Source organism: Wolbachia endosymbiont (group A) of Brachyopa scutellaris (assembly GCF_964026995.1).
Taxonomy (GTDB): Bacteria; Pseudomonadota; Alphaproteobacteria; order Rickettsiales; family Anaplasmataceae; genus Wolbachia; species Wolbachia pipientis.
This window is the reverse complement of the sequence record NZ_OZ034720.1, coordinates 853,354-878,054: the sequence shown is the minus strand read 5'-3', so window position 1 is coordinate 878,054 and position 24,701 is coordinate 853,354. Positions and strand designations below refer to the sequence as shown.

Sequence of the window (24,701 nt, the reverse complement as noted above, 5' to 3'; positions counted from 1 at the left end):
AAATTAAATCAAACATATCTTCTTAAAGTGTATACTAAATATTGTACTAAAACAATGAAATTTACTTATTTTTAATAATAACTTTTAACGCTGATCTTTAAAATTTATTTTAATAGCTTCAAATTTTAACAATATGAACGCGGTGAAAAATCTAGTTATTTGGTTGCTAATAATAGCCACTACTGCAATGCTTATTGATTCACAAAGGGACAAACTAAGCGACAGATTTCTCAGTACTTTTTTACCATATAAAGGAAGAATTCAAAATAGCGGTCAGAATAGTGGAAGTATTGAATTTACGAAGTCATATGATGGACACTTTTATATTCAGGCTCAAGTCAATGATCGCAATATAACGTTTTTGCTTGATACTGGAGCAACCGATATTGTTCTATCACAAAAAGACGCATTACATGTTGGTATTAACTTACAAAATGTTCAGGATTTTAAAATATATGAAACTGCGAAAGGTCAAATAAAAGCTGGAGTGGTTCAAATACCTCAAGTTAAAATAGGAAATTTTTTGATTAATGATGTACAGGCAAGCGTTAACACTCATTCTATGTCTCATTCACTACTTGGAATGAGCTTTTTAAGGTATTTTCATTTCACTATAAGAGATAATAAGTTGATATTATACCGCGACTAAACACTTCTACAATCTACTTATCAAAGCTCTGTAGGTTAATATAGGAGCAGAAATAAATATTGCAGAACAAGTGCCAATCAAAATACCAAAAAAAATGATCAAGCTGAAGTCTTTCACTGCATCTGTGCAGATTAATGCCAAAGGAAGAGCAGCAAGAAGGGTTGTACCCGAGGTTAATATAGTGCGAAATAATGTAGCGTTGATACTTGCATCTACTATCTCACTCATCCGCCCACTTTTACTACTCTTGCAATACTCTCGAATCCGATCGTATATAATTACTGAGTTATTGATTGAATAACCAATGACAGTGAGAAGAGCTGCAACTGATGAAATATTAAACTCAATGCCAGTTAGGCTAATAAAACCAACAGTTAAAATCACGTCATGAATCAGTGCTGTTATTCCACTGAATCCACATTGCCAATTAAATCTAAACCAAACGTAAAAAAATATTCCAACAATTGCGATCAACATGGATAACATTCCTTCAAATATTTGTGTTGAGCTTATTTGTGGGCCAACATAGTCTATTTTACGATAGCTTATTGAGCTCCCCAGCTTTTCTTCTAGTATGCTTTTTATCTTTTTGATTTTATCTTCATCTCCTTCATCTTTAAAACGCATGACTAAATTATCACCCGCTTTTGAACTCTGCACTGTAAAACCATTTTCTTTTAATGCATCGAGAATAGAGTGATTCTCATCTGAAGATTTTATCTCTATCAAAATTCCGCCTGCAAAGTCTATGCCTAAGTTCACTCCACGCAGCACAACAGTAAATATTGAAAAGATGATAAGAATAATGCTAATTAATGCAGTCAAATCCCTATATTTACTAAACTTGATATCGAGGTTGTCTGGAATGAGTCTAAGTGCCATGCTATTTACTTAAACTTGAATTTTATATACTTTTCAAAAAATTCACTAGTTTATTCTGTGATTGTTTGATTATGTCAATTTTTCCATCAGTTAACTCTTGTCTGTCAATTAAGTTCTATCTAGCTTGCATACTACCATTTTGAAGTACATTACAAAAGCGAAATACTGCCAATTTGGCCCATCATTTTATCTCTGCAAGCTTATCCCCCCTTGCTATGTTAGCAACGCAACCTAAGCTAGGTTCCTTCATAGCAGTGTTAGGTACACTGCCATATCTTTCAAAACTTTCATGCTCTATAGCTTCCTCAACACTTTTTCCTCCTAAAAGACAGTTTTCCCCTAAACTTTTTCCCCTATTTTTTAACTCATTAAGCCTTGCTCTGTTTTCCCCATCAATCTCCACTTTTATTTTATTGCTGCCTTTCTCACTAGGACTTAGATAAATACTTATCTCTCCTACCTCAGTAGTAAAAGACATTTCAATACCACCTTTTGAGACATCCATGTAATTTCTTTTTCCCCCTATTTCTTCTACATTTTCAACTCTTACTATACTTTCTCCAATTTTGAGTATGCCAACTCTTAAATTTAAGTCTTTGGCTTTTTCATTGTTTAGGATTTCTGCAACTTCAACAATACTATCTTGCGAGTATTCTATACAAAAATATCTATTATCCTTGTCTACTCCTAATACATTTTGAGTCTGCTTGCTTTTGTTTACAATACTTTCATATGCTAAATCTTTTAGCTTGCTTTCAATTTCCTTACATTTCTCAGAAAGGCCATCATCAAATCCTTTATAAGTAACTATCTGCTCAAACTCATTCCCATCGAAAAAATTAGGGCGTTCTACTTTTCCACTTTTTAACAATAAATTACTAACAATGCTTTTGGTAATGTCCTCTTCGGACACTTCATTTTCTTTGTTACAGTTTTGATCTTTACTTTGATAGGGAGAGTTATCGAATACAAAAGTGTTACTTCTGTTACTTATATGACTACCACTAGTAAGATCTTTTATTTCTTCAAATACTGTATTTGTTACAGTTTTTTCACAACAAGTACATTGTAAATTTAACATTACTCCTTCTTCTAAGTATCCAGCTACTGTGTGCTTAATACTTTCTAGAATTTCTATACATTCTTGTTTATTTTGTTTTGTTATACCTCTCACCTCCTCACAGCATTTATTAATCAGATTCTGTTCACTTTGAGTTAACGATATTTTTAGTTTCATAAAAAGTGAATCTTTTAGAAAAGGATTATCATCTTCTAGGTCCCGATCATTTTCTGAATCCAAATCATCTGTTAACTCCATTGAATCAAGATTACCTGAACTATAGTACGAACCCTTTTTTGAGTCCGAATTATCTTCTGAGTTCCCATCACTATCTGACCAATTGTCAACTTTCCGAAATTCTGAGCTTTTCTGTTCACCTTCAAAAGTCTGATTACTACCACCAGCGCCCTTTGTCAAATTTTCTTTACTTTCACAAGAACCATCTGAACCATAGCCCTCATTCCCTTTTGGATCTGAATCATCTGGATTACAATCAGAAGTTATTTCTGTATCTTCAGAAATCTGTTGATTATCACTTTCACCTAATAAACCACCATTTGTTGGATTACATACATTTTCTGTATATTTTTGATTATTTTGTGCTTCTATTTTCTCCTTTTCGTACAACAGTTTAAACTGATCCTCATCGTCAGAATTGTGACCTGAATCACAAATTACATGATCATTGCAGGTAGAATTATGCTCTACTGAATCAGTACTTTCAAAAATTTGTGGATTATTACTTCCGTCTGGCAAATTACCTGATAAACCAGTCTGATGATTATTTTCACCTACCCAACCATAAGTTGTTGTTGGAATATATATTCCTGTATATCTTTGGCTATCAAGAGAATCATTAGTTAATTGTACTGCTGTATAAGTTGTCCGGTCATCCTCATCATCGGAACTAATACCTGAATCATGGCCATCACCTTCTTTAATCTTTTGAGTTTCTATATCATGTTCATTTATTTCGCTCGACGAATCATAGTTGGAAGGGTTATACTGTTGATTAGAACGGTGCGTAGTGAAAAGCACTTGACTATGATTATTACTGTTATCGCTTGTACGAGAATCATCGAAGTGCTGTAGAGGAGTTTGTGCATTACTTTTAAGAGTTTTACGCCACTCACTGCAAGGATCCTTATTAAAGTCGAAAGCAGTGCGTATAACTTTTTCCTTGCCTGATACCCCACCATTCATATTGTATAACCATTACTCACTAATCCCTTAGTGAATATCGTAATATATAGGTCTGTCAATAAAAAAATATAACTTTCTTTGGTTCTAACCTTTGCAAATCAGTATCTATAGCCCGGTAATTTCTCATATATTGCACTCTGGACCTAGGAGCGTTGTTAATAAATCCACGACAGCTAGACAACCTTCGCCCGTTTACTAGAAGGCAAAGCAGCAAGGAGCGAACCAAAAGCGATAAGAAAGGATCCAAACCAGATTATAGACATTCCAGGTTTATAGTGCACTTTAGCTGCAATTTTGCTCTTACTCTTATCAATTTCTCCAATTACAACATAAATATCAGAAAATAAATTGTGGTAGATACTGCTTTCAACATTTTTCTGACCTTCCGCAAGGTAAAATCTATATTCAGGAGTTACTTCACCTAATATCTTATTATTCAGCAAATTCCTGATATCCATTGTACCCCTCACTGCATGGAAATTTTTTTCTTTTATTAGCTCAATATTTCGTAAAGTAACTTTAAATTTATTGACTGTTATGCTATCCCCTATTTTTAAGTAATTTTCTTTTTTCTCCTGCCAACCAACTGAATAAGCTATACCAAGCACTAGAATTGCCACTCCAGCATGAGCAAGCATCATTGCATAGTAGGACTTAGAAACTCTTCTTGCTAATAAAATTGATTCACCAAATGCTACCTTAAATAAACGAATTCTTTTACTGTATGCTTCTAAAACAAAGATTAATAATGCTATGGAGATAGTAATTGATAGCACAATCATTAGCTCCATGTGAAAGATAAACGGCAAAATAGCTGCAGCACTACAGAATGAGAATCTGTATTCACGGAATATTGGCAATAGACTATTTCCCTGCCAACTGCAGTATTGCCCTATCATGGTGAGCACTAGAATAGCTAGTGCAATAGAGTTAAATAAAGAATTGTAATATGGTGCTCCAACTGAAATTAATTCACCGGTTAAATACTCAAGCACTGTAGGGTATAAAGTGCCAACGAACACGATGAAAAAGGCAGTGATGAATAATAAATTGTTCATCAGTATCATCGTAAAGCGTGAAAAGAATCTTCTACCCTCTGTCACTTGAGTAGCAAGTTTCTTTCTGGATTCCAGTGTCAAGCATTGGAATGACATCGCAGACGTGTGATTTTTTCTCGTAAATACTACAAATATTACTAAGCTACTGACTGTAATTACACCAAGTAGAGCTAATATATATAGTCCATATCTTGGGTCATCTGCAAACGTGTGCACTGAGGTAAGTATTCCTGAGCGGACTAGAAATGTTCCAGTCACACTCAATATAAAAGTTGTGAGCGTAAGTAAAATAGCAAAATTCCTTAAAGTATTGAAGTTTCGTACAACGAGCAACAAATGTGTCAGCGCTACTGCAATTAGCCACGGCATCAAAGAAACGTTTTCCACTGGATCCCAAAACCAAAATCCACCCCACCCAAGTTCGCGATATGCCCACCAGCTACCCAAGCTGATGCCCAAAGTGAGCAGCGACCAAGAAATAAGTACCCAAGGCCTGACAATTTTAGCCCAAACATTTCCTTCAGTATTTAAAATTAATCCAGCTATAGAGAGCGAAAAAGGAACGCTAAATCCAAGGTACCCCAAATATAATATCGGTGGATGAATAGCAAGGCCTATATCCTGCAATATCGGATTAAAACCCAATCCATCTGTTTCAATGCCTGGCATTTTAGTGAAGGGGCTGGATTCAATTAAAGTGAACAGTAAAAAACAAAAACAAATCAGCCCATGAGTGATAAGAGATATTTTTTTTAATTTACTACCATTAGTTCGTTCTGGTGTCATTCCAGTGCTTGACACTGGAATCCAGTTTTTATTACACTGCCATTTGATGTACTCATTTGCAATTAAATTGTCTGGATCCCAGTGTCTAGGCACTGGGATGACAGAAGAAGAGGCTGGGATGACAGAGGGGGAAACTGGGATGACAGAAGGTATATAAATATCCATTAGTAATAAATACATGACAAGCACTAATGCCCAAAGCAACATGGACCCTTCTTTATTTCCCCAAACACCACAAATCTTATAGATCAAAGGTTTTGTTGTGTGTGAGTGGTAATATACGTTTTCGAGTGAGAAATCATTTGTAATGTGGCAGTAGATCAAAATAGCCATTGACGCTGATACACAAAAAAATATGGCAGTGGTAATAAACCGACAAGAACTAAGCGGTAAAAACAAATATGTCAAAGACAATAAGCAGGCTACCAATAGCAATATATTCCCAAATTCAGGCATAAAAAATTATAGTTTTTATATAAACAATATTACTGATGACAAGTTAGAAGTTAAAGTGTTAATTGATGCTAGCATAATGCTCCCGTAGTTAGCTGTGCTAGTATTAATTAAAAATTAAATATTAAATCTTTATACTTTTATAGATAGCATTAATATTGAGGTAACATTGTGGGTACAACTAAGCTTAGTAAATTTCCATTCAATATAAAAGGTAAAGTGGCAAAACAACATGCCGAACCAATAATCGAAAAAAATCTCTATACTATTTTAGGATTCAAAGATATAGAAGGTTTTGAAAATAAGACAAGTAAACTTGTTAATAAAAAAGTTTGGCAATCATTTGTTGACTGCTTTGCAAAAGAAATAGATTATGCAGCAACCGAAGAAGTTGTAAAAAACATCGTTTGTAACATTGCAAAGAGTGATCAAGGTAATGCTTTTACCAAAACTGAACATCTCATATTAAATGAAAAGCAAGATAATAAAAAGAGAGAAAAAGCGATTAGAAAAGCTATTAGTATTTTGAGAAAAATCAATCCAGAAAAAGCCTTTAATGAACTTTCAGTAATAAAAAAACAAGCTGAAGATTTTTTACAAACCGATTTTTGTAAAGCACAGAGTAAATCACTTCAAGGATTTGCTCCCTCTGGTGGACAGCTCTTTGCGGAAACTCTGAAATATATAGAAACACTAGAAAGATTATCCGAAGTAAAAAAAGAAGGGCTAGTTAGAGATTTCTTGTTAAATCATGTTAGTTTATTGAATAAAAAGTATCCTAAATCACAAGGTAAAAGGGAAGATGCTATAACAATACTATCAAGTGATGAGTTGAAGAATTTTTACAATAAAGGTGTAGAAGAAGGAATATTACAACCAATGGCATCTTACAAAGGATGCAGAAACCTGTATGACAAAATGAACCAGATAAAAAATGAATCCAAAAGTATAATTAAAAGAGAAGAACGGGAAGAAAATTTAAAGAAAATAGATAAGTCGATAATCAGCGCAATTAATGACATAAAAAAACATAGAGAAGCAATCCTTAACTGTAAAGACTTTCAAAATTCTTACATAAAAGAGAAAAAAGAACATCCATTTAGAGGCAACGCATGTCAAAAAATGATTGATATATATCAAGAGAGAATTGTTGGATATCAGGAGAAAATTCGTCAAAACTTAAACCAAATAAAAGCGATATTAAAAAGTGCGCCGCAAGAAATGGATGATGTGGAAGAATTCGAGGAAATAATTGATGATATACATGAAGCAAAGCAGTGTGATGAAATTTTTGATTCAGCTTTAATTTGTTTATCGAACATACAGAATGAGCTAGATATTCAGCTGGAAAATCCTTCAACGGAACTCAGAGCTTCACACATTAACGTTAAAACTGAGCTAACTAGGTTATAAGAACCAAATCTTTAGGGTAATGAAAGCACTTTAATTCAAGACAGCTCTTAGTCTGTGTTTTAATTTGGTTGTGTTTTATTAAAAAAACTTTAGATTTATTTTATAATCGATACTTAAATATAATGACTCAAACTTGGGATTTGTTGCAAACAGGGCAAAAGGAAGGCTATAAAATTGCGTATACTAATGCTCGTATTATCGACCCGGAAACTAAACTTGATATAAAAGGTTCATTATTGACTGAAGGGGATAAAATTGTTGACTTTGGTGAATCATTATTTTCAACAAGTGGAGTTGATGAAACAATAGACTGTAAAGCGCTTGTTCTAATGCCAGGCCTTATTGACATTCACGTACATTTTCGTGAACCAGGCCAGGAACATAAAGAAACTATATATACAGGCAGCAAATCTGCATCTGCGGGGGGAGTTACAACTGTAGTTTGTCAGCCAAACACTGTTCCAGCAATTGATAGCGTTATTTTGGCTAAATATTTGAAATATAGAGCACTTGAAACTTCACATGTAAACGTTGAATTTTACGCTAAAATCACCACTTCGGAAGAAAAGTTGACTGAAATGGCACTTTTAAAGGAAGCAGGTGCAGTTGGGTTCACTGATGATGGCATGCCAGTTATGAACCCAATGATTATGAGACAGGCGCTGCTTTATTCAAGTATGCTGAATGTTCCTATTGCTCAACATGCAGAAGATTTAAATTTATCTGCTGGTGGCGCAATCAACGAAGGTAAAATTTCTGAAGAATTGGGAGTAAAGGGGATCTTGAGTGCGTCAGAATCGGTTATGGTAAATCGTGATATACTGCTAATGAAGGATATGGAAAATGTGCACTACCATATTCTACATGTCTCTTCAAAAGATTCACTTGATGCTATTAAACGTGCAAAAGATTTGGGATTAAATGTTACGTGCGAAGTAACCCCTCATCACTTCACTTTGACTGAAGATATAGTAAAACAACATGGAGCAATTGCAAAAATGAATCCGCCGCTTCGCACTGAAGAAGATCGTTTAGCTATGGTTGAAGGTTTAAAGACAGGTGTGATTGATTGCATTGCAACTGATCACGCTCCGCATGATCGTAGTTCTAAAGATCTACCACTTGAAAATGCTGCATTTGGTATTGTTGGTCTTGAAACAATGCTGCCCCTTTCACTTGAACTCTATCACAGTGGGCAAATGGGTCTACTTGATGTGCTTGCAAAATTGACATATAAGCCTGCAGATATAATACACATACCACGTGGTCGTATACAAAAAAACCTTGCTGCAGACTTAATTTTAGTTGACCTCAATCATGAATGGGAAATTAAAACTGACAATTTTGCTAGTAAATCAAAGAATTCTCCTTTCGATGGTCGCAAAGTAAAAGGACACGTAGTACGTACTGTTGTGTCCGGCAAAACTATATACTCGCAGAAGAGTTAGTTATCATATCTTATCTATTCCAATTTGTTATCACCAGAATGGGCTAAGTGCACCTAAATTTAAATTAAGAAATCTTACACTGTCTCCGAATAAACACATCCTCTTATCTTTCCCTAATCTGTAAAGTTATTTTGTCTATCAATCTGATTCCAAAACAGCAAAATTATTGTATAATGTTACTTTGAAGTTTTATTTTCAATGCACAAGTTTGCAATACTCTTTTCTATACTGCTTGCAATAGTTGCTTACTACCTAAACAATGAAATCATATTTGAAATAGCAAAGCTATTTAGTGATATCTTTATCAGCTTGCTCAAATTAATAAGCTTACCTCTGGTTTTTTTATCCATAGTTTCCACAATTTCCGGGCTCAAAGACTCAATTGAAATCAAAGTCTTAGTTAAGAAAACACTATTTTATACTCTGCTTACAACTATTATAGCTGCGTTTGTTGCATTATCGTTTTATTTGTTAATAGATCCAGCAAGAAAAAATTTCATAAGTAATACAATAGGGAGTATTAACAGCAATAACCACAGTTATTTTTCATATTTAAAATCACTCATTCCTTCTAATTTTGTGCAAGTTTTTCTTGAAAATAATATGATTGGTAGCATATTAATCGCTTTTTTGATGGGTGGAGCTATTGTTTCACTTTCAAAAGAAAAGCAGGATATATTATATCAAGTATTCTCTGCACTTTTTGATACGCTACTTAAAATTGCTCAAGGGTTATTAAAATTTATTCCGCTTGCTGTTTGGTCTTTTATTACATGTTTTTTGCATGAATTAAAAGGCGGTAGTGAGTTCTACAACCTTTTATGGTATTTTGTTTGCATAATGTCTGCAAATTTTGTGCAGGCATTTCTGATTTTACCGCTATTTATGTGGTATAAAGGCATATCACCAATTCAAACGCTGAAAGGGGTTATGCCGGCACTCACACTTGCGTTTTTTTCTAAATCATCCAGTGCAACATTGCCAACAACTATAGAATGTGTGCAGAACAAGCTAAAGGTGCCAAAGAAATTATCGTCTTTTATTTTACCAATATGCACAACAATTAATATGAATGCATGTGCTGCATTTATACTAATCACTGTAATGTTTGTTGCAGAAATGAACGGATACGTATTTTCCTTAAGCGAAATGTTGATATGGATTTTTTTAGCTACAGGAGCTGCAATTGGTAACGCTGGAGTGCCGATGGGGTGCTATTTTATGGCAACCAGTTATCTCATGTCGATGAATGTTCCTCTGCATATTATGGGACTGATCTTGCCTATTTATACAATCATCGATATGTTTGAAACTGCAATAAATGTGTGGTCTGATGTTTGTATCACTCAGATAATTAATAAAGAATGTAATAGTGAAACTTAAAAAATGATATTAGACGAAAATAACCTAATAATAAAAGAATTTAAAGAAGCAGAAGCAATTTTGCATGGGCATTTTGTTTTATCATCCAGGCTGCATAGTGACACATACATACAGTGTGCGAAGATTTTTGAAAATCCAAGCAGAGCCATGAAAGTTTGTGCATTATTAGCAGATAAAATAAAAAAAGAATTAAATAGCTCCATAGATTTAATACTATCTCCTGCAATTGGTGGAATAATTGTGGGTTATGAGATTGGCAGGCAGCTTGGAATAAAGACAATGTTTTGCGAGCGCGTTAATGGCAAGTTTGAATTACGCCGTGGATTTGAAATTAAAAAAGGTGAGAAAATATTACTTATCGAGGATGTGATAACCACAGGCAAATCTTCACTTGAAGCAGTGGAATGTGCAGAAGGGGAAGGGGGTAAAGTTGTTGCTGAAGCTTCTTTGATAAAGAGAAATAGTGAAACGAAACTGCCTTTTCCTGTCATATCTTTGATTGAACTGAACATCAAAAACTACAGCGAGGAAGAACTTCCAAGTGAATTAAAACAACTACCCATAACAAAACCTGGGAGTAGAGAATATTTAACAAAGTAATCCTATAATATCTTGGAAGCACAGCACAGCTTTAGTTATTTACTCTAAGTGTATTTTATGTATACTTATTACTAAATTAATTTTGAAATGATAGAAAATGAACGAATTTAAATCGATCCGTAATATAGCAATAATCGCACACGTTGACCACGGTAAAACTACTTTGCTTGATAACATGTTAAAACAAAGTGGTACGTTCCGCGAGAATCAAGAAGTTCAAGAGCGAGTTATGGATAGTGGCGACCAAGAACGTGAGCGCGGGATTACAATACTTGCAAAATGCACATCAATAATGTGGGGTGATGAAAAAATCAATATTATTGATACGCCAGGGCACGCAGACTTTGGTGGAGAAGTAGAAAGGGTATTGTGCATGGCAGACGGCGTGTTGCTGCTGGTTGATGCTGCAGAAGGTCCCATGCCACAAACAAAATTTGTGCTCTCAAAAGCACTAAAAGCAAATTTGAAGCCAATTGTGATAATCAATAAGGTCGATCGACCAGACAGCAGAATTGATGAAGTATTAAATGAAATATATGAGTTATTTTTTAACCTTGATGCAACCAACGAGCAGCTAGATTTTCCAGTGTTGTATGCTTCAGGTAGAAATGGCTGGTGTGCTAAGGAGCTTTCTGATGAAAGAAAAGATTTAAGCCCATTATTTTCAACGGTTATAGATTATATAAAACCTTCTGTTTATAATCAAAATGCACCTTTTGCTATGTTGGTCACTCTACTTGAGTCTGATAAGTTTCTTGGCAGAATATTGACAGGAAAGGTTTATCAGGGCATTGCAAAAGTCAATTCAGATCTTAAGGTGCTTGACCTCGATGGCAAAGTAATTGAACGAGGAAGATTAACTAAGTTGCTCTCATTTTCTGGCTTGAAACGCATTCCAGTAGAACAAACTGTGGCGGGAGACATAATTGCAATTGCAGGACTTGAGGAAGCTTCGGTTTCAGATACTATAGCAGCACCAGAAGTTACAACTGCAGTAAGCTCAACTCCAGTTGATCCGCCAACAATGGCGATTACTCTGAGCGTTAATGATTCACCTTTTGCTGGGCAAGAAGGTACAAAGCTTACTTCAACTGCTATAAAGGATCGTTTATATGCGGAAGCAGAAACAAATGTTGCAATTACTGTGACTTTGGCACCAAGCGGTGAAGCATTTGAAGTAGGTGGGCGTGGTGAGTTACAGCTTGGAGTGTTAATTGAAAATATGAGGAGAGAAGGTTTTGAGCTTTCGGTATCACGCCCTCGCGTGTTATTTAAAGAAGAAGGCGGTAAAAAACTTGAACCTATAGAGGAAGTAGTAATTGATGTAGATGATGAATATAGTGGAATCATCATGGAAAAACTCAGCTTCCGTAAAGGTGAAGTAACTGACATGAGACCTTCTGGTAATGGCAGGACAAGATTAACGTTTTTAGTGCCATCAAGAGGATTAATCGGTTATCAAGGAGAGTTTTTAACTGATTCTCGTGGCACAGGCATAATTAACCGTTTATTTCACAGTTATGCTCCACATAGAGGTCCAATTTCTGGAAGGCGCAATGGAGTTTTAATTTCTACAGATAAGGGTGAGGCTGTGGCATATGCAATTTTCAATTTGCAAGACAGGGGAATTATGTTTATTAAGCCACAGGATAAGGTATATTGTGGCATGGTTGTCGGCCAGCATAGCCGTGACAATGATTTGGAGATAAATGTGTTAAAGGGTAAGCAATTAACAAACGTAAGAGCTTCAGGTAGTGATGAAGCTATAAAGCTCACTCCACCAAAGATAATGACACTGGAGGATATGATAGCGTATATAGATGATGATGAATTGGTGGAAGTAACTCCAAAATCTATACGTTTACGCAAGAAATTCCTTGATCCAAATGAACGTAAGCGTGCAGGAAGGGCAAAGAATAAGGAGTAATCAGAGGTTGAACATTTGCGAAAAATAGTGTATAATTATTCGTCTCCTAATTGTATTTAATTATGGCCTTTTCGAAATTTCTCGATCCAAAAAACAATTTCGCGTTCAAGAGAATATTTAGCACTGAGAAAAATAAAGATATTCTCATTCACTTTCTCAATGATATATTGGACTTCGCTGGCAAAGATGAAATAGAAGAAATAGAATTTCTCAGCACTATCATGGATGCTGAGATTGCCTCTAAAAAACAAAGTATTGTTGATGTTTTCTGTACTGATTCTGCTGGAACCCAGCTAATTATTGAAATGGTGCGACCTGAAAGTCTTCGGTCATATTGTTTAAAAGGAGAGGAATTCCTTCAGAAAGAAACTAAAAGAGTTCTAAAACTTATTAAACCAGATGTTTTGCCATCTGAGTCTACGCATCAGTGCGAATCGGGTAACCGGTTGGTGCCAAGCAATGCGGACAATGAACCTCCTCTTGAAAAAGAAGATGCTCAATCGTGAAAGGAGCATAAACTACAAGCATCATGTGGTTGGAGAGCTAGGCTTAGTGGTATGGTGAACGTAAGTGAAGCTTCATAAGTATCGTAACGATTAAAGAGCTAAAGATGCTGATAAGCTCCGACCAAAAGGTAATGTGACATTTTTCATTTCTGGATGTACACAAATCACCGGTATAGAGAAGTCACCTAACCCACTGTTGTATGACAGAAGGAACAGGGTAAGCCTGTATTTCCGCCTATATGGCAAGCAAACCGCAAGGAACGCTGATGAAAATGCAGGTAAAGGATAATGGAGAAAGCGAATGCCATTTTGTAACGGAATGGATAGAATTTGTAACATTAATTCGCGTGAAAACGAGCAGACTTCCATTTGGTCCCTCGTGACAAGAAACTTTGTTAACCACTTGAGGTAGAGAAGCAGATGATTACAAGTAAAACTGTAAGTGCGCCTACCAACAGCTCTGAAGCATGGAACCAGTTATCATGGAAGAAATGCCAAAAAGTTGTTATGAGGCTACAAAGACGTATTGTTAAAGCTGTCCAACAAGGAAGATGGGGTAAGGTGAAAGCTTTACAGCATCTTCTCACACGCTCCTTTAGCGGCAAAACTTTAGCTGTTAAAAGAGTAACTGAAAACTGACCTTACCCACAAAAATGATGAAGAAATTAGGAATATTTTTTACAAAAAGGACAATACTAACAAAAGAACTTTATTCTATTTAGAATATAAAGTTACAATAAATTTTCCTGTCATCTCCAAATAAATTACATTAACTTAGTATTGTATATTGTTAATAACTTAAATAATACAACCATTTTCAGCAACAAAAACCAAAGGTCTTGAGATACAAGATATTTGTATGGTTACTATGATAGTTCCTTTTTTAAGAAAGTTTTAAATTTCATACCTAACAATAAACAACTTTAGGTTTAAATTTATGAAATCAGTTGTTATATACATCAGCAAATACGAATTTAACTGGTGTTATGGACTTAAATAAATTTACCGAAAAAGCAAAAAGTCTAATTCAAAGTGCTCAAATGAAAGCGTTGGGGGCTGGGCATCAGATTTTTATGCCTGAGCATTTACTCAAAGTGATGCTTGAGGATGAATTAGGTTTAGTTCAGGATTTGATAAACGCTTGTGGTGGAAATGTGCAAAGTATTTCTGATGCTGTGGATAGCGCAATAAAAAAGTTGCCAGTAATTGAAGGTCCAGGAAGTGGTGGCCTTCAGCTTTCAAGAGAAATAGCAAAAGTTTTTGAAGATTCAATTGGTATTGCAAAGAGAAATAAAGATTCATTTGTTGCTGTTGAGCGTTTACTGCAGGGCCTCACTGCACAAAAAGATGATACTGTAGGCAAAATTCTGGCAGAGAATGGTGTGACTCCACAAAAACTGAACTCAGTTGTTGCAGAAATGAGAAAGGGCAGCAGTGCGGACTCGCCAAACAGTGAGGAAAAATTAAACGCGGCAAAGAAATATACAAAAGATGTTACAGAGCTTGCTATGCAAGGAAAGCTTGATCCTGTAATTGGTCGTGATGAAGAGATCAGAAGAACTATGCAGGTATCACTGAGGCGGACAAAAAATAATCCAGTGCTGATCGGTGAACCTGGTGTTGGAAAAACTGCAATAGTTGAGGGGCTTGCAAATAGAATTGTTGCAAACGATGTACCACTTGGTTTGCATGATGCAAAGGTCTTAGCTTTGGATCTTGGAGCACTAATTGCTGGCACTAAGTTTAGAGGAGAGTTTGAGGAAAGGTTAAAAGCAGTGATTAATGAAATTTCAAAAACAGAGGGAAAAGTTATCTTGTTTATAGATGAGCTTCATACTTTAGTTGGAGCAGGAGCAACAAGTGGTGCAATGGATGCCTCGAATCTGCTGAAGCCTGCTCTTGCGCGTGGAGAAATTCGCTGTATAGGAGCCACAACTTTAGATGAATATCGTGAACATATAGAAAAAGATCCTGCACTTGCACGGCGTTTCCAGCCTGTGTTTATCTCTCAACCAACTGAAACTGATACCATTTCAATACTCAGGGGTTTGAAGGAAAGATATGAAGTGCATCATGGTATAAGAATTACAGACGGTGCAATAATTGCTGCTGCAACGTTGTCCAATAGATATATAACAGATAGGTTTTTACCTGATAAAGCAATTGATTTGATTGATGAAGCAGCAAGCAGGGTGAGAATTGAAATGGATAGCAAGCCTGAAGTTATTGATGAACTTGAGAGAAAGGTTATACAGCTAAAGATTGAAGCAGAGGCTTTAAAAAAAGAAAGTGATGAAAATTCTAAACAGCGTTTAAAAAAGATAAATGAAGAGATCGAAAACCTAAACAGTAAATTTGCTGACTTGAACAGCAAATGGCAGATGGAAAAGAATAAAATAGCTAGAATACAAGAAACAGCCGAAAAATTAGATAACGCTAGAAAAGAGTTGGAATTAGTTCAGCGTAGTGGGAATTTGGGAAGAGCAGGAGAGCTGATGTATGGTGTGATTCCTCAGCTTGAGAATGAATTAAAAAATCAGGAAAAGGTTACTGATAGTTTCTTAAAGAAAGAAGTGACTGGAGATGATATTGCAAACATTGTTTCAAAGTGGACAGGAATTCCAGTTGATAACATGATGCACAGCGAAAAGGAAAAACTTCTTAACATGGAGAATGAAATAGGAAGAAGAGTAATAGGGCAGAAAGATGCAATAGAAGCGATAAGTAATGCAGTTAGGCGCTCTCGCTCTGGTGTGCAAGATACTAATCGACCTTTCGGTTCATTTTTATTCTTAGGTCCAACTGGAGTTGGAAAAACAGAACTGGCAAAAGCCCTTGCTGAATTTCTGTTTGACGATCAATCAGCGCTTTTGCGTTTTGATATGTCAGAATATATGGAAAAACATTCTGTTTCAAAGCTAATTGGCGCGCCTCCAGGGTATGTTGGCTATGAGCAGGGTGGCAGATTAACCGAAGCAGTAAGAAGAAGGCCATATCAGGTTATTCTGTTTGATGAAATCGAGAAAGCAAATCCAGATATATTTAACCTATTGCTACAGATCTTGGATGAGGGTAGACTCACTGATAGTCATGGCAAATTAATTGATTTTCGCAATACCATACTGATTTTAACTTCTAACCTTGGTGCTGAGATAATGCTTAAAGGAGCAAAAGAAAATAGCCCTCTTGAAAAGCCCTCTGTCATCCAAGTAGCTGACACTGGGATCCAGGAAAAAAAGTGGATTCCAGCGTCACGCGCTGGAATGACATCGGAAGGAGGAGTTGCTAACTCTGTAAAAAGCGAAGTGATGCAAATAGTTAAATCAACATTTCGTCCAGAATTTTTAAACAGACTGGATGAAATTATTATATTTCACAGTTTAACCAGAAATGACATCTATAAAATTATAGATGTTCAATTTTCTTATTTACAAAAAACACTTGCTAAGCGTAAACTGAGTATAAGTTTGTCACAGGAAGCTAAAGAACTAATAGCACAAACTGGCTATGACCCTGAATATGGAGCAAGGCCCTTAAAAAGGGTTATACAAGAGTGTATTCAAAATAATTTAGCTAAATTAGTTTTATCAGGGGAAGTAGTAGAAAATGATGAGCTAATAGTGTACGCTCTTGATAATGAAATCTTAGTTAAAAAGGTTTAAGTTCACTGTGTATTTTTGTTAAAAAAAATGTGTATAGATCATAATGTTGACACTGAGTCTTTATTTAAGTTAGCTGATCAAGAAAATCAGCAAGATAAAGAAAAAATTAAAAAATTTATTAAGTATTTTTATAGTTTTGTTTATAAAAGCGACCTAAAAGCCAATGATAAGTTTTTGCTACATATTGTAAACGATGCTTACAATTTTGTTTCTCAAAAAGAGAAAGATGAAAGTAAGTTAGTAGTAAGCAATATGGATGATATACCAGGAATAGAAGGCGATTTTACCACGATTAAGATAACAAACGATGATATGCCATTTTTGGTTGACTCCGTTATTGCAACTATTAAGTCGCACGATTTAACCATATGCTATTACAGCAACAGCATAATTAACATTAAAAGAAAAGATGGCCTAATAGACGAGATTTACCCTTTGGAAGAAAGCAATGGAGTCAAAGAGTCAGTTATATATGTAATTATCAAAGGTATAAGTGACAGTTTTGTTGATACATTAAAAGAATCTCTACAAAAAACGCTGAAAGCAGTTAATTGTGTTGTGAAAGATTGGTACTTAATGCTCAAGAAACTTGATGAGGCAAGTCTTTCTGTCATCCCAGTACTTGATACTGGGATCCAGGAAAAGGACACGTGGATTCCAGTGTCACGCACTGGAATGACACCAGACCGAAATCAAGAGCAAAAAGATTTTCTAGTTTGGCTAAAGAACAATAATTTTGTATTTCTAGGTTATCAAGAATATATTGCTGGTAAAGATGAAAAACTCGTCTGTGATAGCAAAAAGGACCTTGGCCTGATGAGAGTAGGTCAAAGTATGTTGATTCCTTCTGCAAACCTTGATTCCCTATACATATTGAGATCAGATCTAATCTCAATAGTCCATCGGCGTACATACATGAATTGTATAGGAGTAAAAGAATTTGATGACCAGGGTAATGTGGTAAAGGAACGGCGTTTTTTCGGGCTATTTACTTCTGTAGCGGAGGTCCAAGATATTCGAACTATTCCAATAATAAGAGATAAAGTGAAAGTTATAGAAAAAAGTGCAGGGTTTGTAACCGGGGGCCACAATAACAAAGCTTTGATTTCTATTTTGCAAGTGTTCTCTTGTGATGAATTATTCCAATCAAATGAAGACGAATTATTTAAAATTTGCATTTCGATCATGTCTCTTGCGATTAGGCCAAGGGTCAGATTATTTTTAAGAAGAGTAGGAGATTTTATTAGTTGCATAGTGCTGATACCGATGCGTTATGCTAGCGCTAGGCTAATGTTCAAGATACGTGACATATTGAAGGATGAGACAAGTGCAGGAAGTTCAGATATTTATAACAATCACATTATCAATGAATATGATTTGATGAAATTGCATGTAGTGCTAAAGACCAAAAATGCTAGCGTTCTTGATGATGAAGTTTTGCGTATCGAAAACAAATTAAGAAACATTACAGAAAAGTGGGAAGATCGTTTTATAGACAATTTATACAATACTTTTAGCACTGTTGAGGATATATTCATCCGTTATTGCAAGGCATTTCCAATAAGCTATCAAGAGAGTTTCGAACCTCATGACGCATATTACGATATGAAAAAATTGGAGATAGTGAGGAAAAAAGGAGTTAGCGAGGTCGATTTAAGACTTACTCGTGATAATCTTAATTATCAATTAAAGGTTTATACTCCAAGCAATGGAGGCCTTGAATTATCGAAGATATTAAGGATCACTAAGAATTTGGGAGCTAAGATTCTATCTCATAATGGCTATTACATAGAAATTAATGGTGGAATATGGATACACCATTTTGTGTTGTCAAGAGTTGATGAATTAATAGACAACATTACTCTGAAAGAACAATTTGAAATAACGCTTGCAAAAGTATTTAGCAAGGAAATTAAAAATGACTATTTCAATAGTTTGATCATTATTGCTGGGCTCAAGTGGAAGGAAGTGCTTCTGGTTAGAGCGTTAAGTGCTTACCTAAAGCAGACGTCATTTAACTATAACCCAGAATATATGCAAAAAGTGGTCTCAGAGTATCCAAAAGTAGTAAAGTATTTGATAGAATTATTTCACTCAAGGTTTGATACTAAAATAGATATCGATAGGGCAGAAACTACTAACATTTTGACAGAAAAAATCGAGGAACTTCTAAAGGAAATCAGCAATGCTTCACATGATTACGTTTTGCGCTCGATATTTAACTTGATAATGGCTATTTTAAGGACCAGTTATTATCAAGATAATAAACCCTACTTATCTATAAAATTTGACTCAAGTAAAGTGAATGGTTTGCCTGATCCTCGCCCATATCGTGAATTGTATGTTTATTCAAACCTTTTTGAGGGAATACATCTAAGAGGAGGAAAATTAGCCCGTGGTGGCTTGAGGTGGTCGGATAGGACGGAAGATTTTCGCACTGAAGTTTTGGGGCTCATGAAAGCTCAGATGACAAAAAATGCGGTTATTGTACCTGTTGGCGCAAAGGGTGGGTTTGTAATAAAGCAAGCTTATAAAGATAAGAATATTTTAAGAGAGAAAGGTGTTGAGTGCTATAAGGATTTTATCAGAGGAATGCTTGATATTACTGATAATGTAGTTGATGGTAAAATAATTCCACCAAAGGATGTGATTAGGTATGATGAAGACGATCCATACTTGGTAGTTGCAGCAGATAAAGGCACTGCTTCATTTTCTGATTATGCCAACCAGATAGCCTCTGAATACAATTTTTGGCTTGGCGATGCATTTGCATCTGGTGGATCAGCAGGTTATGATCACAAAAAAATGGGTATTACAGCCAGAGGTGCATGGATTGCAGCACAGAGGCATTTTTGGAAAATGAATAAGGATATTTACCAGGATGCAACTGTTATTGGAATTGGGGATATGGCTGGCGACTTATTTGGAAATGGTATGCTGCTTTCAAAAAATATACATTTAATCGGCGCATTTAACCATATGCATATTTTTGTTGACCCAAACCCTGATGCAGAAAAGAGTTTCACAGAGCGTAAACGTCTCTTTGAGTTACCATTTTCAACTTGGATGGATTATAATAAAGATTTGATTTCTAAGGGTGGAGGAGTATTTGAGCGTAGCAGTAAGCAAGTAAACATTTCTCAAGAAATAAAAAAGTGCTTTGATATAACAGAAGATATGCTACCTCCAAGTGATTTGATTAGATATCTGTTGAAAGCAAAAGTGGACTTCATATGGAATGGAGGAATTGGCACGTTTGTTAAGGCAAAGAGTGAAAATCATAGCATGGTCGGTGACAAAGCAAACGATGAGTTAAGAGTGAATGGTAAAGATATTAGAGCTTCTATGTTTATAGAGGGTGGAAATCTTGGTTGTACACAGTTTGGAAGAATAGAATATGCTGAAAAAGGTGGATATATCAATGCAGACTTTGTTGATAATTCAGCCGGAGTGATATGTTCGGACCTTGAAGTTAACATTAAGATTGCATTTGTTTCAGCTATGAAAGCAGGGGGTATTTCTTTAGAAAAAAGGAATGAAATACTGGCAAGTATGGTGGATGAAGTTGCATCCAAAGTGCTTGAGAACCACAACAAAATTGAAACAAAAGCATTACTTCTTGAGTGTTTGCAAGCTAAAGAGAGATTGGAGCAGCACCACAGGTTACTGCTCAGTTTAGAAAAATCTGGGCTGTTAAACCGAAGCGTAGAATTTCTTCCAACTGAAGAAGAGATAGCAAGGATGTTAACTGGTGCAGAAGGTTTCAGTTCTCCTCAGCTCTCTGTTCTAATGTCTTATGCTAGAACAGCAATAAAAAATGAAATTATACATTCCGATCTGTCTGAAAAAGATCTTATATCTCATGACTACTTGCTAGGTTATTTTCCTAAAAAGATGGTAACAAAGTTTAAGGATTTCATATTAAAACACCAACTTCGTAGAGAAATTATCTCTACTTGCATTGCAAATGATGTAGTGAATAGAATGGGCTGTATATTCATCAATAATTTGGCTGAGAACACTGGAATTAAGATACAAGAAGCGGTTAACATATATATTGTTGTTAACCACCTGTATGATTTAAACAGCCTGTGGCAGAAAATTGATGAATTGGATGGAAAAATTGATGTTAACTCATACTTACAAATAGTGAGGAACGTGCAGAAATTTATTGGCAGAGTATCATTTTGGCTAGTGAAAAATCTTGGCAAGCTTAGCTTTGTAGAATTGGATGATGTTACAAAATTTAAAGATGCAATTGAAACTTTAGGCCAGAACTTAACTGATGTTTTAGATGAACACCTATTAAAGATCTATAGCCATGGATCAACTTCTTTAGTAGAACTTAATATAAATAAAGATCTAGCAAAAAAAGTTGCTGATCTATGCGTTCTTGCTTATGCACTGGACATTATATCTGTTGCTGAACAGACATCTTTGTCCATTCTTGATGCTGGTAAAATATACTTTGAGTTAAAGTCGCTGTTAAGATTCGATCTGATTAGAACAATTGCCATCAAGATGAAAAGCCGCTCTTCTTATTGGGATCGCAGCTTAGTTAATGATTTATTGGACGATTTAAGCAATTACCATCACAAGCTAGCTGTTAAAGTCATAAAAGCTACTGATAACCCTGAAGATAAGGTTCAAACCTGGGCTTGTAATGATAAGGACTACATAGAACGTTATAATAGTTTTTTAGATGAGATGGTTGCTTCTAAACTTGATTTAAGCAAATTAATATTTATAATCAGAAGGATTAAAGTACTTGCTTCATAGGAAAATGTTCAATATAGGTCTTTCAGAAATTTTAGTTGTAGCTTTAGTGAGCATAATTGTTCTTGATAAAAATAAGGTACCTGTATTTATTGATCTTATTAGGAATGTGTATAAGTATCTTATGATTATAAAATCAAAAGCTAGGAGGTTATTGAAAGACGCAGGAGTTGAAGACTTATATAAAGAGTGTAATACTGAGAAAGTAAATTACATAGTTGGTAAAAATGGTAAGCTTTATCCTACTTACGATATAGATAATACATCTAAAGATAATGACAGCGAAGATTCTGGTAGTAGATGATGTACTATCTAATGTCAAGCTTTTAGAAGCTCGACTAAAAGCAGAGTACTATACGGTTATCGTAGCTCATGATGGTGAAGAAGCTATAGATTTAGTAGCAAAGCAGCAGCCTGATATTGTATTACTTGATATCATGATGCCAAAGATGAATGGCTTTGAAGTTTGTAAGGAGCTAAAGAGTGATCCCTTGACAACCCATATTCCAATAATTATGGTAACTGCGCTGCATGATACTCATGATAGAGTGCAAGGTATTAATGCTGGCGCGGATGATTTTCTGACTAAACCAATAAACGAAACTGCTTTATCTGCACGAATTAAGTCTCTCACACGCTTAAAGATGATTATCGATGAATTGCGTTTGAGAGGAGAAACTAACGCTGAGATTGGTGGAGTCGCAGGAAACAGTATTATGGATTATTCCAATCAGATTTTTGATGCTAACATACTTGTTATAGATGAGGATGTTCATCAAGCAGAGCAGATATATAATATATTAAAGCAACGCTTTAGGTCAATTAAAATACTGAGTGATCCAATGGAAGCATTGAAGGTTGGTATTGAGAATGGTTACGACCTGATCATTTCTGATATGCAATTTTCAAAAACTGACGGCTTGCGTTTGTGTTCTGAGTTTCGTAGTAAGGTGGAAACACGTTATACACCAATTCTGATTCTTTCTGAGGATTATGATAAAAACAATTTAGTAAAAGCACTTGATGTAGGTGCTAATGATTATTTAACAGTACCTTTGGATGAGGGTGAGCTAATAGCAAGGGTTAATTCGCAAGTAAAACGCAAAAGATATCAAGATGCCTTGAGAATGAATTTATTTAATAATGCGGAAATGTCTATAAAGGACCCATTAACTAACTGTTATAATAGAAGATATTTTGATGCACACTTAAGAAACATTGTTAAGGACTCTGTGGAAAAGGATAGAAGGTTGTCTCTTATGATACTTGATATAGACTATTTTAAGATAGTGAATGACAGTTTTGGGCATAGTGCTGGAGATGAACTTTTAAAGCAAATACAGAAAAGAATTTCTGAAAATATCAGAGTGACAGATTTACTAGCTAGGTTTGGTGGTGAGGAGTTTGTTGTTGTAATGCCAGATACCAATGTATCAGATGCGTATACTATTGCGGAGAGAATACGAAAAATTATTGCTAAAGAACCTTTTGTACTTGCGGATAAAAATACAACCCATAATGTAACTGTGAGCATTGGAATTGCAGAAATGCAAGGATCTGACTTTGATGATATTAAAAAATTTATAGTACGTGCCGACAAATATTTATATAAAGCAAAAAACAGTGGTAGAAATAGAGTGGTTACTGGCTATAGCTAAAGTGGCTTAAGTTTACCGACAACCGTCATTCCGCTACTCGTTAGCGGAATCTATGCTGAGATACCGCGCACAACTGTACGAACGTTGTAGTTTGGGAGCAATTCCCACCAGTGGGGTGTCATCCCAGTGCCCAGACACTGGGATCCAGCTTCTATGCAACTTAATTAAAAACGTTTGTTTTAGCGTAAGACAACTACCTTTAGCTCATCAGCTCAGTTATAAGCAAAATTTCTGGATTCCAGTGTCAAGCACTGGAATGACACCATTTGCTGTGCAATTTACCTTCAAAAATGAATGTTTGTACAGCTATGGAATGAATCGCGGTATGACGTGTTGCTTGGGTTAGCTATAGATTTCTGAAATGATTTCAAAAAAATGATAACTAAGATTAAAGCGACAACATGAGGTTTCTCAGCTCTGGAAATTTCACGTTTAACTGGAAAAATAGATACTTATTTAAAAAATATCCTGTGACTTTCAGTCCTAACTGAAATTCTTGGAATGAGTAGCTGTTTTGTAGGGTATTATTGTATACATCATGCAACATTTGTGGAAAAGGTAGGAGTTTATCTGCATAATAATCTCCTACTTTTTTTGACACTGCTCTACCAGTTTTTGGAGAAATAAATTGCAGATTTTCCTTAACACCTGTTACAGCGCATTTGGATAAGTCTAACTTGAATCCCAATTGCGTAAGAAGCAGAAGCTCTAAGTTAAGATAATGGCTTTGCCAAGACTGATTGTTGTATTTAATTACATCGATGAAATATCGAAAATTGTCATACAGCATGGCACAGGGTTCACTTTCTGGAAGCACTTTTTCTAAAATAGAGGAGAAAGAAACAATAGTAATGCTTTTTAACCTATCTTGAAAGAAATGATGGAATGGAGATTCGATTAATTCGCACTTAAAAAAACCTAGATTTTCAGGTAACTTAGCACTCCATTCTGCATGTAATAGATTACTTATCTGAAACTTATAATTGCTATTGTTTGTTAGCTTAGTTAATCCCCTGCGCTTTCCATGATTTTTTGTAAACAGAGAGAGAATTAAGTTTTTATCGCCGTATTTTTTAGCAGCTATAATGATGCCTTCATCTTTCCATCTCATTTAGAGTATATTGACCGTATGATATTATAGGATAGTACACCTAGAGCTTGTAATCCATAAAAATCACTTACTCCGTTACTATTCCAAAGTTTCAAGGCTATGAGAGAGTAAGGTATTGGCTGCCAC

General features: G+C 35.3%; 16 protein-coding genes and 1 pseudogene. 13 read left to right on the top strand and 4 right to left on the bottom strand.

The features are described 5' to 3' along the window. Positions 1-133: 133 nt before the first annotated feature. Positions 134-649: a TIGR02281 family clan AA aspartic protease gene (locus AAGD93_RS04370; RefSeq protein WP_006279648.1), complete on the top strand. Its 516-nt coding sequence runs from the start codon at positions 134-136 to the stop codon at positions 647-649. 6 nt (positions 650-655) lie between these two features. On the opposite strand, the gene secF is transcribed toward AAGD93_RS04370, so the two are convergent. The 3 genes from secF to AAGD93_RS04355 all read right to left on the bottom strand — a co-directional run bounded on the left by secF (position 656) and on the right by AAGD93_RS04355 (position 6,094). Continuing rightward, entirely contained in the window at positions 656-1,531 is an 876-nt protein-coding gene (gene secF / locus AAGD93_RS04365; protein ID WP_341819147.1) for a protein translocase subunit SecF, read from the bottom strand. A 181-nt stretch (positions 1,532-1,712) separates the two neighbouring features. Beyond that, the gene (locus AAGD93_RS04360; RefSeq protein WP_341819146.1) at positions 1,713-3,794 is read right to left on the bottom strand and encodes a hypothetical protein; all 2,082 of its coding nucleotides are present in this window, start codon (positions 3,792-3,794) and stop codon (positions 1,713-1,715) included. 173 nt (positions 3,795-3,967) lie between these two features. Next, positions 3,968-6,094 (bottom strand): heme lyase CcmF/NrfE family subunit, encoded by a 2,127-nt coding sequence (locus tag AAGD93_RS04355; protein WP_341819144.1) that lies wholly within the window; start codon positions 6,092-6,094, stop codon positions 3,968-3,970. 168 nt (positions 6,095-6,262) lie between these two features. Between AAGD93_RS04355 and AAGD93_RS04350 the strand changes: the two genes are divergently transcribed. The 12 genes and pseudogenes from AAGD93_RS04350 to AAGD93_RS04295 all read left to right on the top strand — a co-directional run bounded on the left by AAGD93_RS04350 (position 6,263) and on the right by AAGD93_RS04295 (position 23,810). Beyond that, positions 6,263-7,504 (top strand): hypothetical protein, encoded by a 1,242-nt coding sequence (locus AAGD93_RS04350; protein WP_341819143.1) that lies wholly within the window; start codon positions 6,263-6,265, stop codon positions 7,502-7,504. 122 nt (positions 7,505-7,626) lie between these two features. Next, positions 7,627-8,952, top strand: a complete 1,326-nt coding sequence (locus tag AAGD93_RS04345) for a dihydroorotase (protein WP_341819142.1) — start codon at positions 7,627-7,629, stop codon at positions 8,950-8,952. A gap of 198 nt (positions 8,953-9,150) precedes the next feature. Further along, positions 9,151-10,335: a dicarboxylate/amino acid:cation symporter gene (locus tag AAGD93_RS04340; RefSeq protein WP_010082165.1), complete on the top strand. Its 1,185-nt coding sequence runs from the start codon at positions 9,151-9,153 to the stop codon at positions 10,333-10,335. Between the two features lie 3 nt (positions 10,336-10,338). Beyond that, positions 10,339-10,935 carry an orotate phosphoribosyltransferase gene (gene pyrE / locus AAGD93_RS04335; RefSeq protein ID WP_182319415.1) on the top strand — a complete coding sequence of 199 codons (597 nt, stop codon included), beginning with the start codon at positions 10,339-10,341 and terminating at the stop codon, positions 10,933-10,935. 97 nt (positions 10,936-11,032) lie between these two features. Next, positions 11,033-12,862: a translational GTPase TypA gene (gene typA, locus AAGD93_RS04330; protein WP_341819141.1), complete on the top strand. Its 1,830-nt coding sequence runs from the start codon at positions 11,033-11,035 to the stop codon at positions 12,860-12,862. Between the two features lie 62 nt (positions 12,863-12,924). Further along, positions 12,925-13,368: a PD-(D/E)XK nuclease family transposase gene (locus AAGD93_RS04325; protein WP_341819139.1), complete on the top strand. Its 444-nt coding sequence runs from the start codon at positions 12,925-12,927 to the stop codon at positions 13,366-13,368. 420 nt (positions 13,369-13,788) lie between these two features. Then, positions 13,789-14,004 (top strand): annotated as a pseudogene (locus tag AAGD93_RS04320) (reverse transcriptase N-terminal domain-containing protein); the annotation flags it as partial. A 350-nt stretch (positions 14,005-14,354) separates the two neighbouring features. Further along, entirely contained in the window at positions 14,355-17,030 is a 2,676-nt protein-coding gene (locus AAGD93_RS04315; RefSeq protein ID WP_341819137.1) for an ATP-dependent Clp protease ATP-binding subunit, read from the top strand. Between the two features lie 27 nt (positions 17,031-17,057). Then, positions 17,058-21,809 (top strand): NAD-glutamate dehydrogenase, encoded by a 4,752-nt coding sequence (locus tag AAGD93_RS04310; RefSeq protein WP_341819136.1) that lies wholly within the window; start codon positions 17,058-17,060, stop codon positions 21,807-21,809. A gap of 4 nt (positions 21,810-21,813) precedes the next feature. Continuing rightward, entirely contained in the window at positions 21,814-22,110 is a 297-nt protein-coding gene (locus tag AAGD93_RS04305) for a hypothetical protein (RefSeq protein WP_065094878.1), read from the top strand. Beyond that, complete coding sequence (locus AAGD93_RS04300; RefSeq protein ID WP_341819135.1) at positions 22,082-23,464, top strand: PleD family two-component system response regulator; 1,383 nt, start codon at positions 22,082-22,084, stop codon at positions 23,462-23,464. The genes AAGD93_RS04305 and AAGD93_RS04300 overlap by 29 nt, the downstream gene beginning before the upstream one ends. 52 nt (positions 23,465-23,516) lie before the next feature. Beyond that, on the top strand, positions 23,517-23,810 hold the full coding sequence (locus AAGD93_RS04295; RefSeq protein WP_341819134.1) for a hypothetical protein: 294 nt from the start codon (positions 23,517-23,519) through the stop codon (positions 23,808-23,810). Positions 23,811-23,852: 42 nt separating this feature from the next. Here AAGD93_RS04295 and recO read toward each other — a convergent pair whose 3' ends face one another. Next, positions 23,853-24,575 carry a DNA repair protein RecO gene (gene recO / locus AAGD93_RS04290; protein WP_341819132.1) on the bottom strand — a complete coding sequence of 241 codons (723 nt, stop codon included), beginning with the start codon at positions 24,573-24,575 and terminating at the stop codon, positions 23,853-23,855. Positions 24,576-24,701: the final 126 nt, after the last annotated feature.

Excerpts from the sequence above, each read along its gene's own strand:
- AAGD93_RS04315 (WP_341819137.1), top strand. The coding sequence starts at position 14,355 with ATGGACTTAAATAAATTTACCGAAAAAGCAAAAAGTCTAATTCAAAGT.
- AAGD93_RS04340 (WP_010082165.1), top strand. The coding sequence starts at position 9,151 with ATGCACAAGTTTGCAATACTCTTTTCTATACTGCTTGCAATAGTTGCT.
- pyrE (WP_182319415.1), top strand. The coding sequence starts at position 10,339 with ATGATATTAGACGAAAATAACCTAATAATAAAAGAATTTAAAGAAGCA.
- AAGD93_RS04300 (WP_341819135.1), top strand. The coding sequence starts at position 22,082 with ATGACAGCGAAGATTCTGGTAGTAGATGATGTACTATCTAATGTCAAG.
- AAGD93_RS04345 (WP_341819142.1), top strand. The coding sequence starts at position 7,627 with ATGACTCAAACTTGGGATTTGTTGCAAACAGGGCAAAAGGAAGGCTAT.
- secF (WP_341819147.1), bottom strand. The coding sequence starts at position 1,531 with ATGGCACTTAGACTCATTCCAGACAACCTCGATATCAAGTTTAGTAAA.
- AAGD93_RS04310 (WP_341819136.1), top strand. The coding sequence starts at position 17,058 with ATGTGTATAGATCATAATGTTGACACTGAGTCTTTATTTAAGTTAGCT.
- AAGD93_RS04325 (WP_341819139.1), top strand. The coding sequence starts at position 12,925 with ATGGCCTTTTCGAAATTTCTCGATCCAAAAAACAATTTCGCGTTCAAG.
- AAGD93_RS04355 (WP_341819144.1), bottom strand. The coding sequence starts at position 6,094 with ATGCCTGAATTTGGGAATATATTGCTATTGGTAGCCTGCTTATTGTCT.
- AAGD93_RS04370 (WP_006279648.1), top strand. The coding sequence starts at position 134 with ATGAACGCGGTGAAAAATCTAGTTATTTGGTTGCTAATAATAGCCACT.
- AAGD93_RS04360 (WP_341819146.1), bottom strand. The coding sequence starts at position 3,794 with ATGAATGGTGGGGTATCAGGCAAGGAAAAAGTTATACGCACTGCTTTC.
- AAGD93_RS04295 (WP_341819134.1), top strand. The coding sequence starts at position 23,517 with ATGCTGAGATACCGCGCACAACTGTACGAACGTTGTAGTTTGGGAGCA.
- AAGD93_RS04305 (WP_065094878.1), top strand. The coding sequence starts at position 21,814 with ATGTTCAATATAGGTCTTTCAGAAATTTTAGTTGTAGCTTTAGTGAGC.
- typA (WP_341819141.1), top strand. The coding sequence starts at position 11,033 with ATGAACGAATTTAAATCGATCCGTAATATAGCAATAATCGCACACGTT.
- recO (WP_341819132.1), bottom strand. The coding sequence starts at position 24,575 with ATGAGATGGAAAGATGAAGGCATCATTATAGCTGCTAAAAAATACGGC.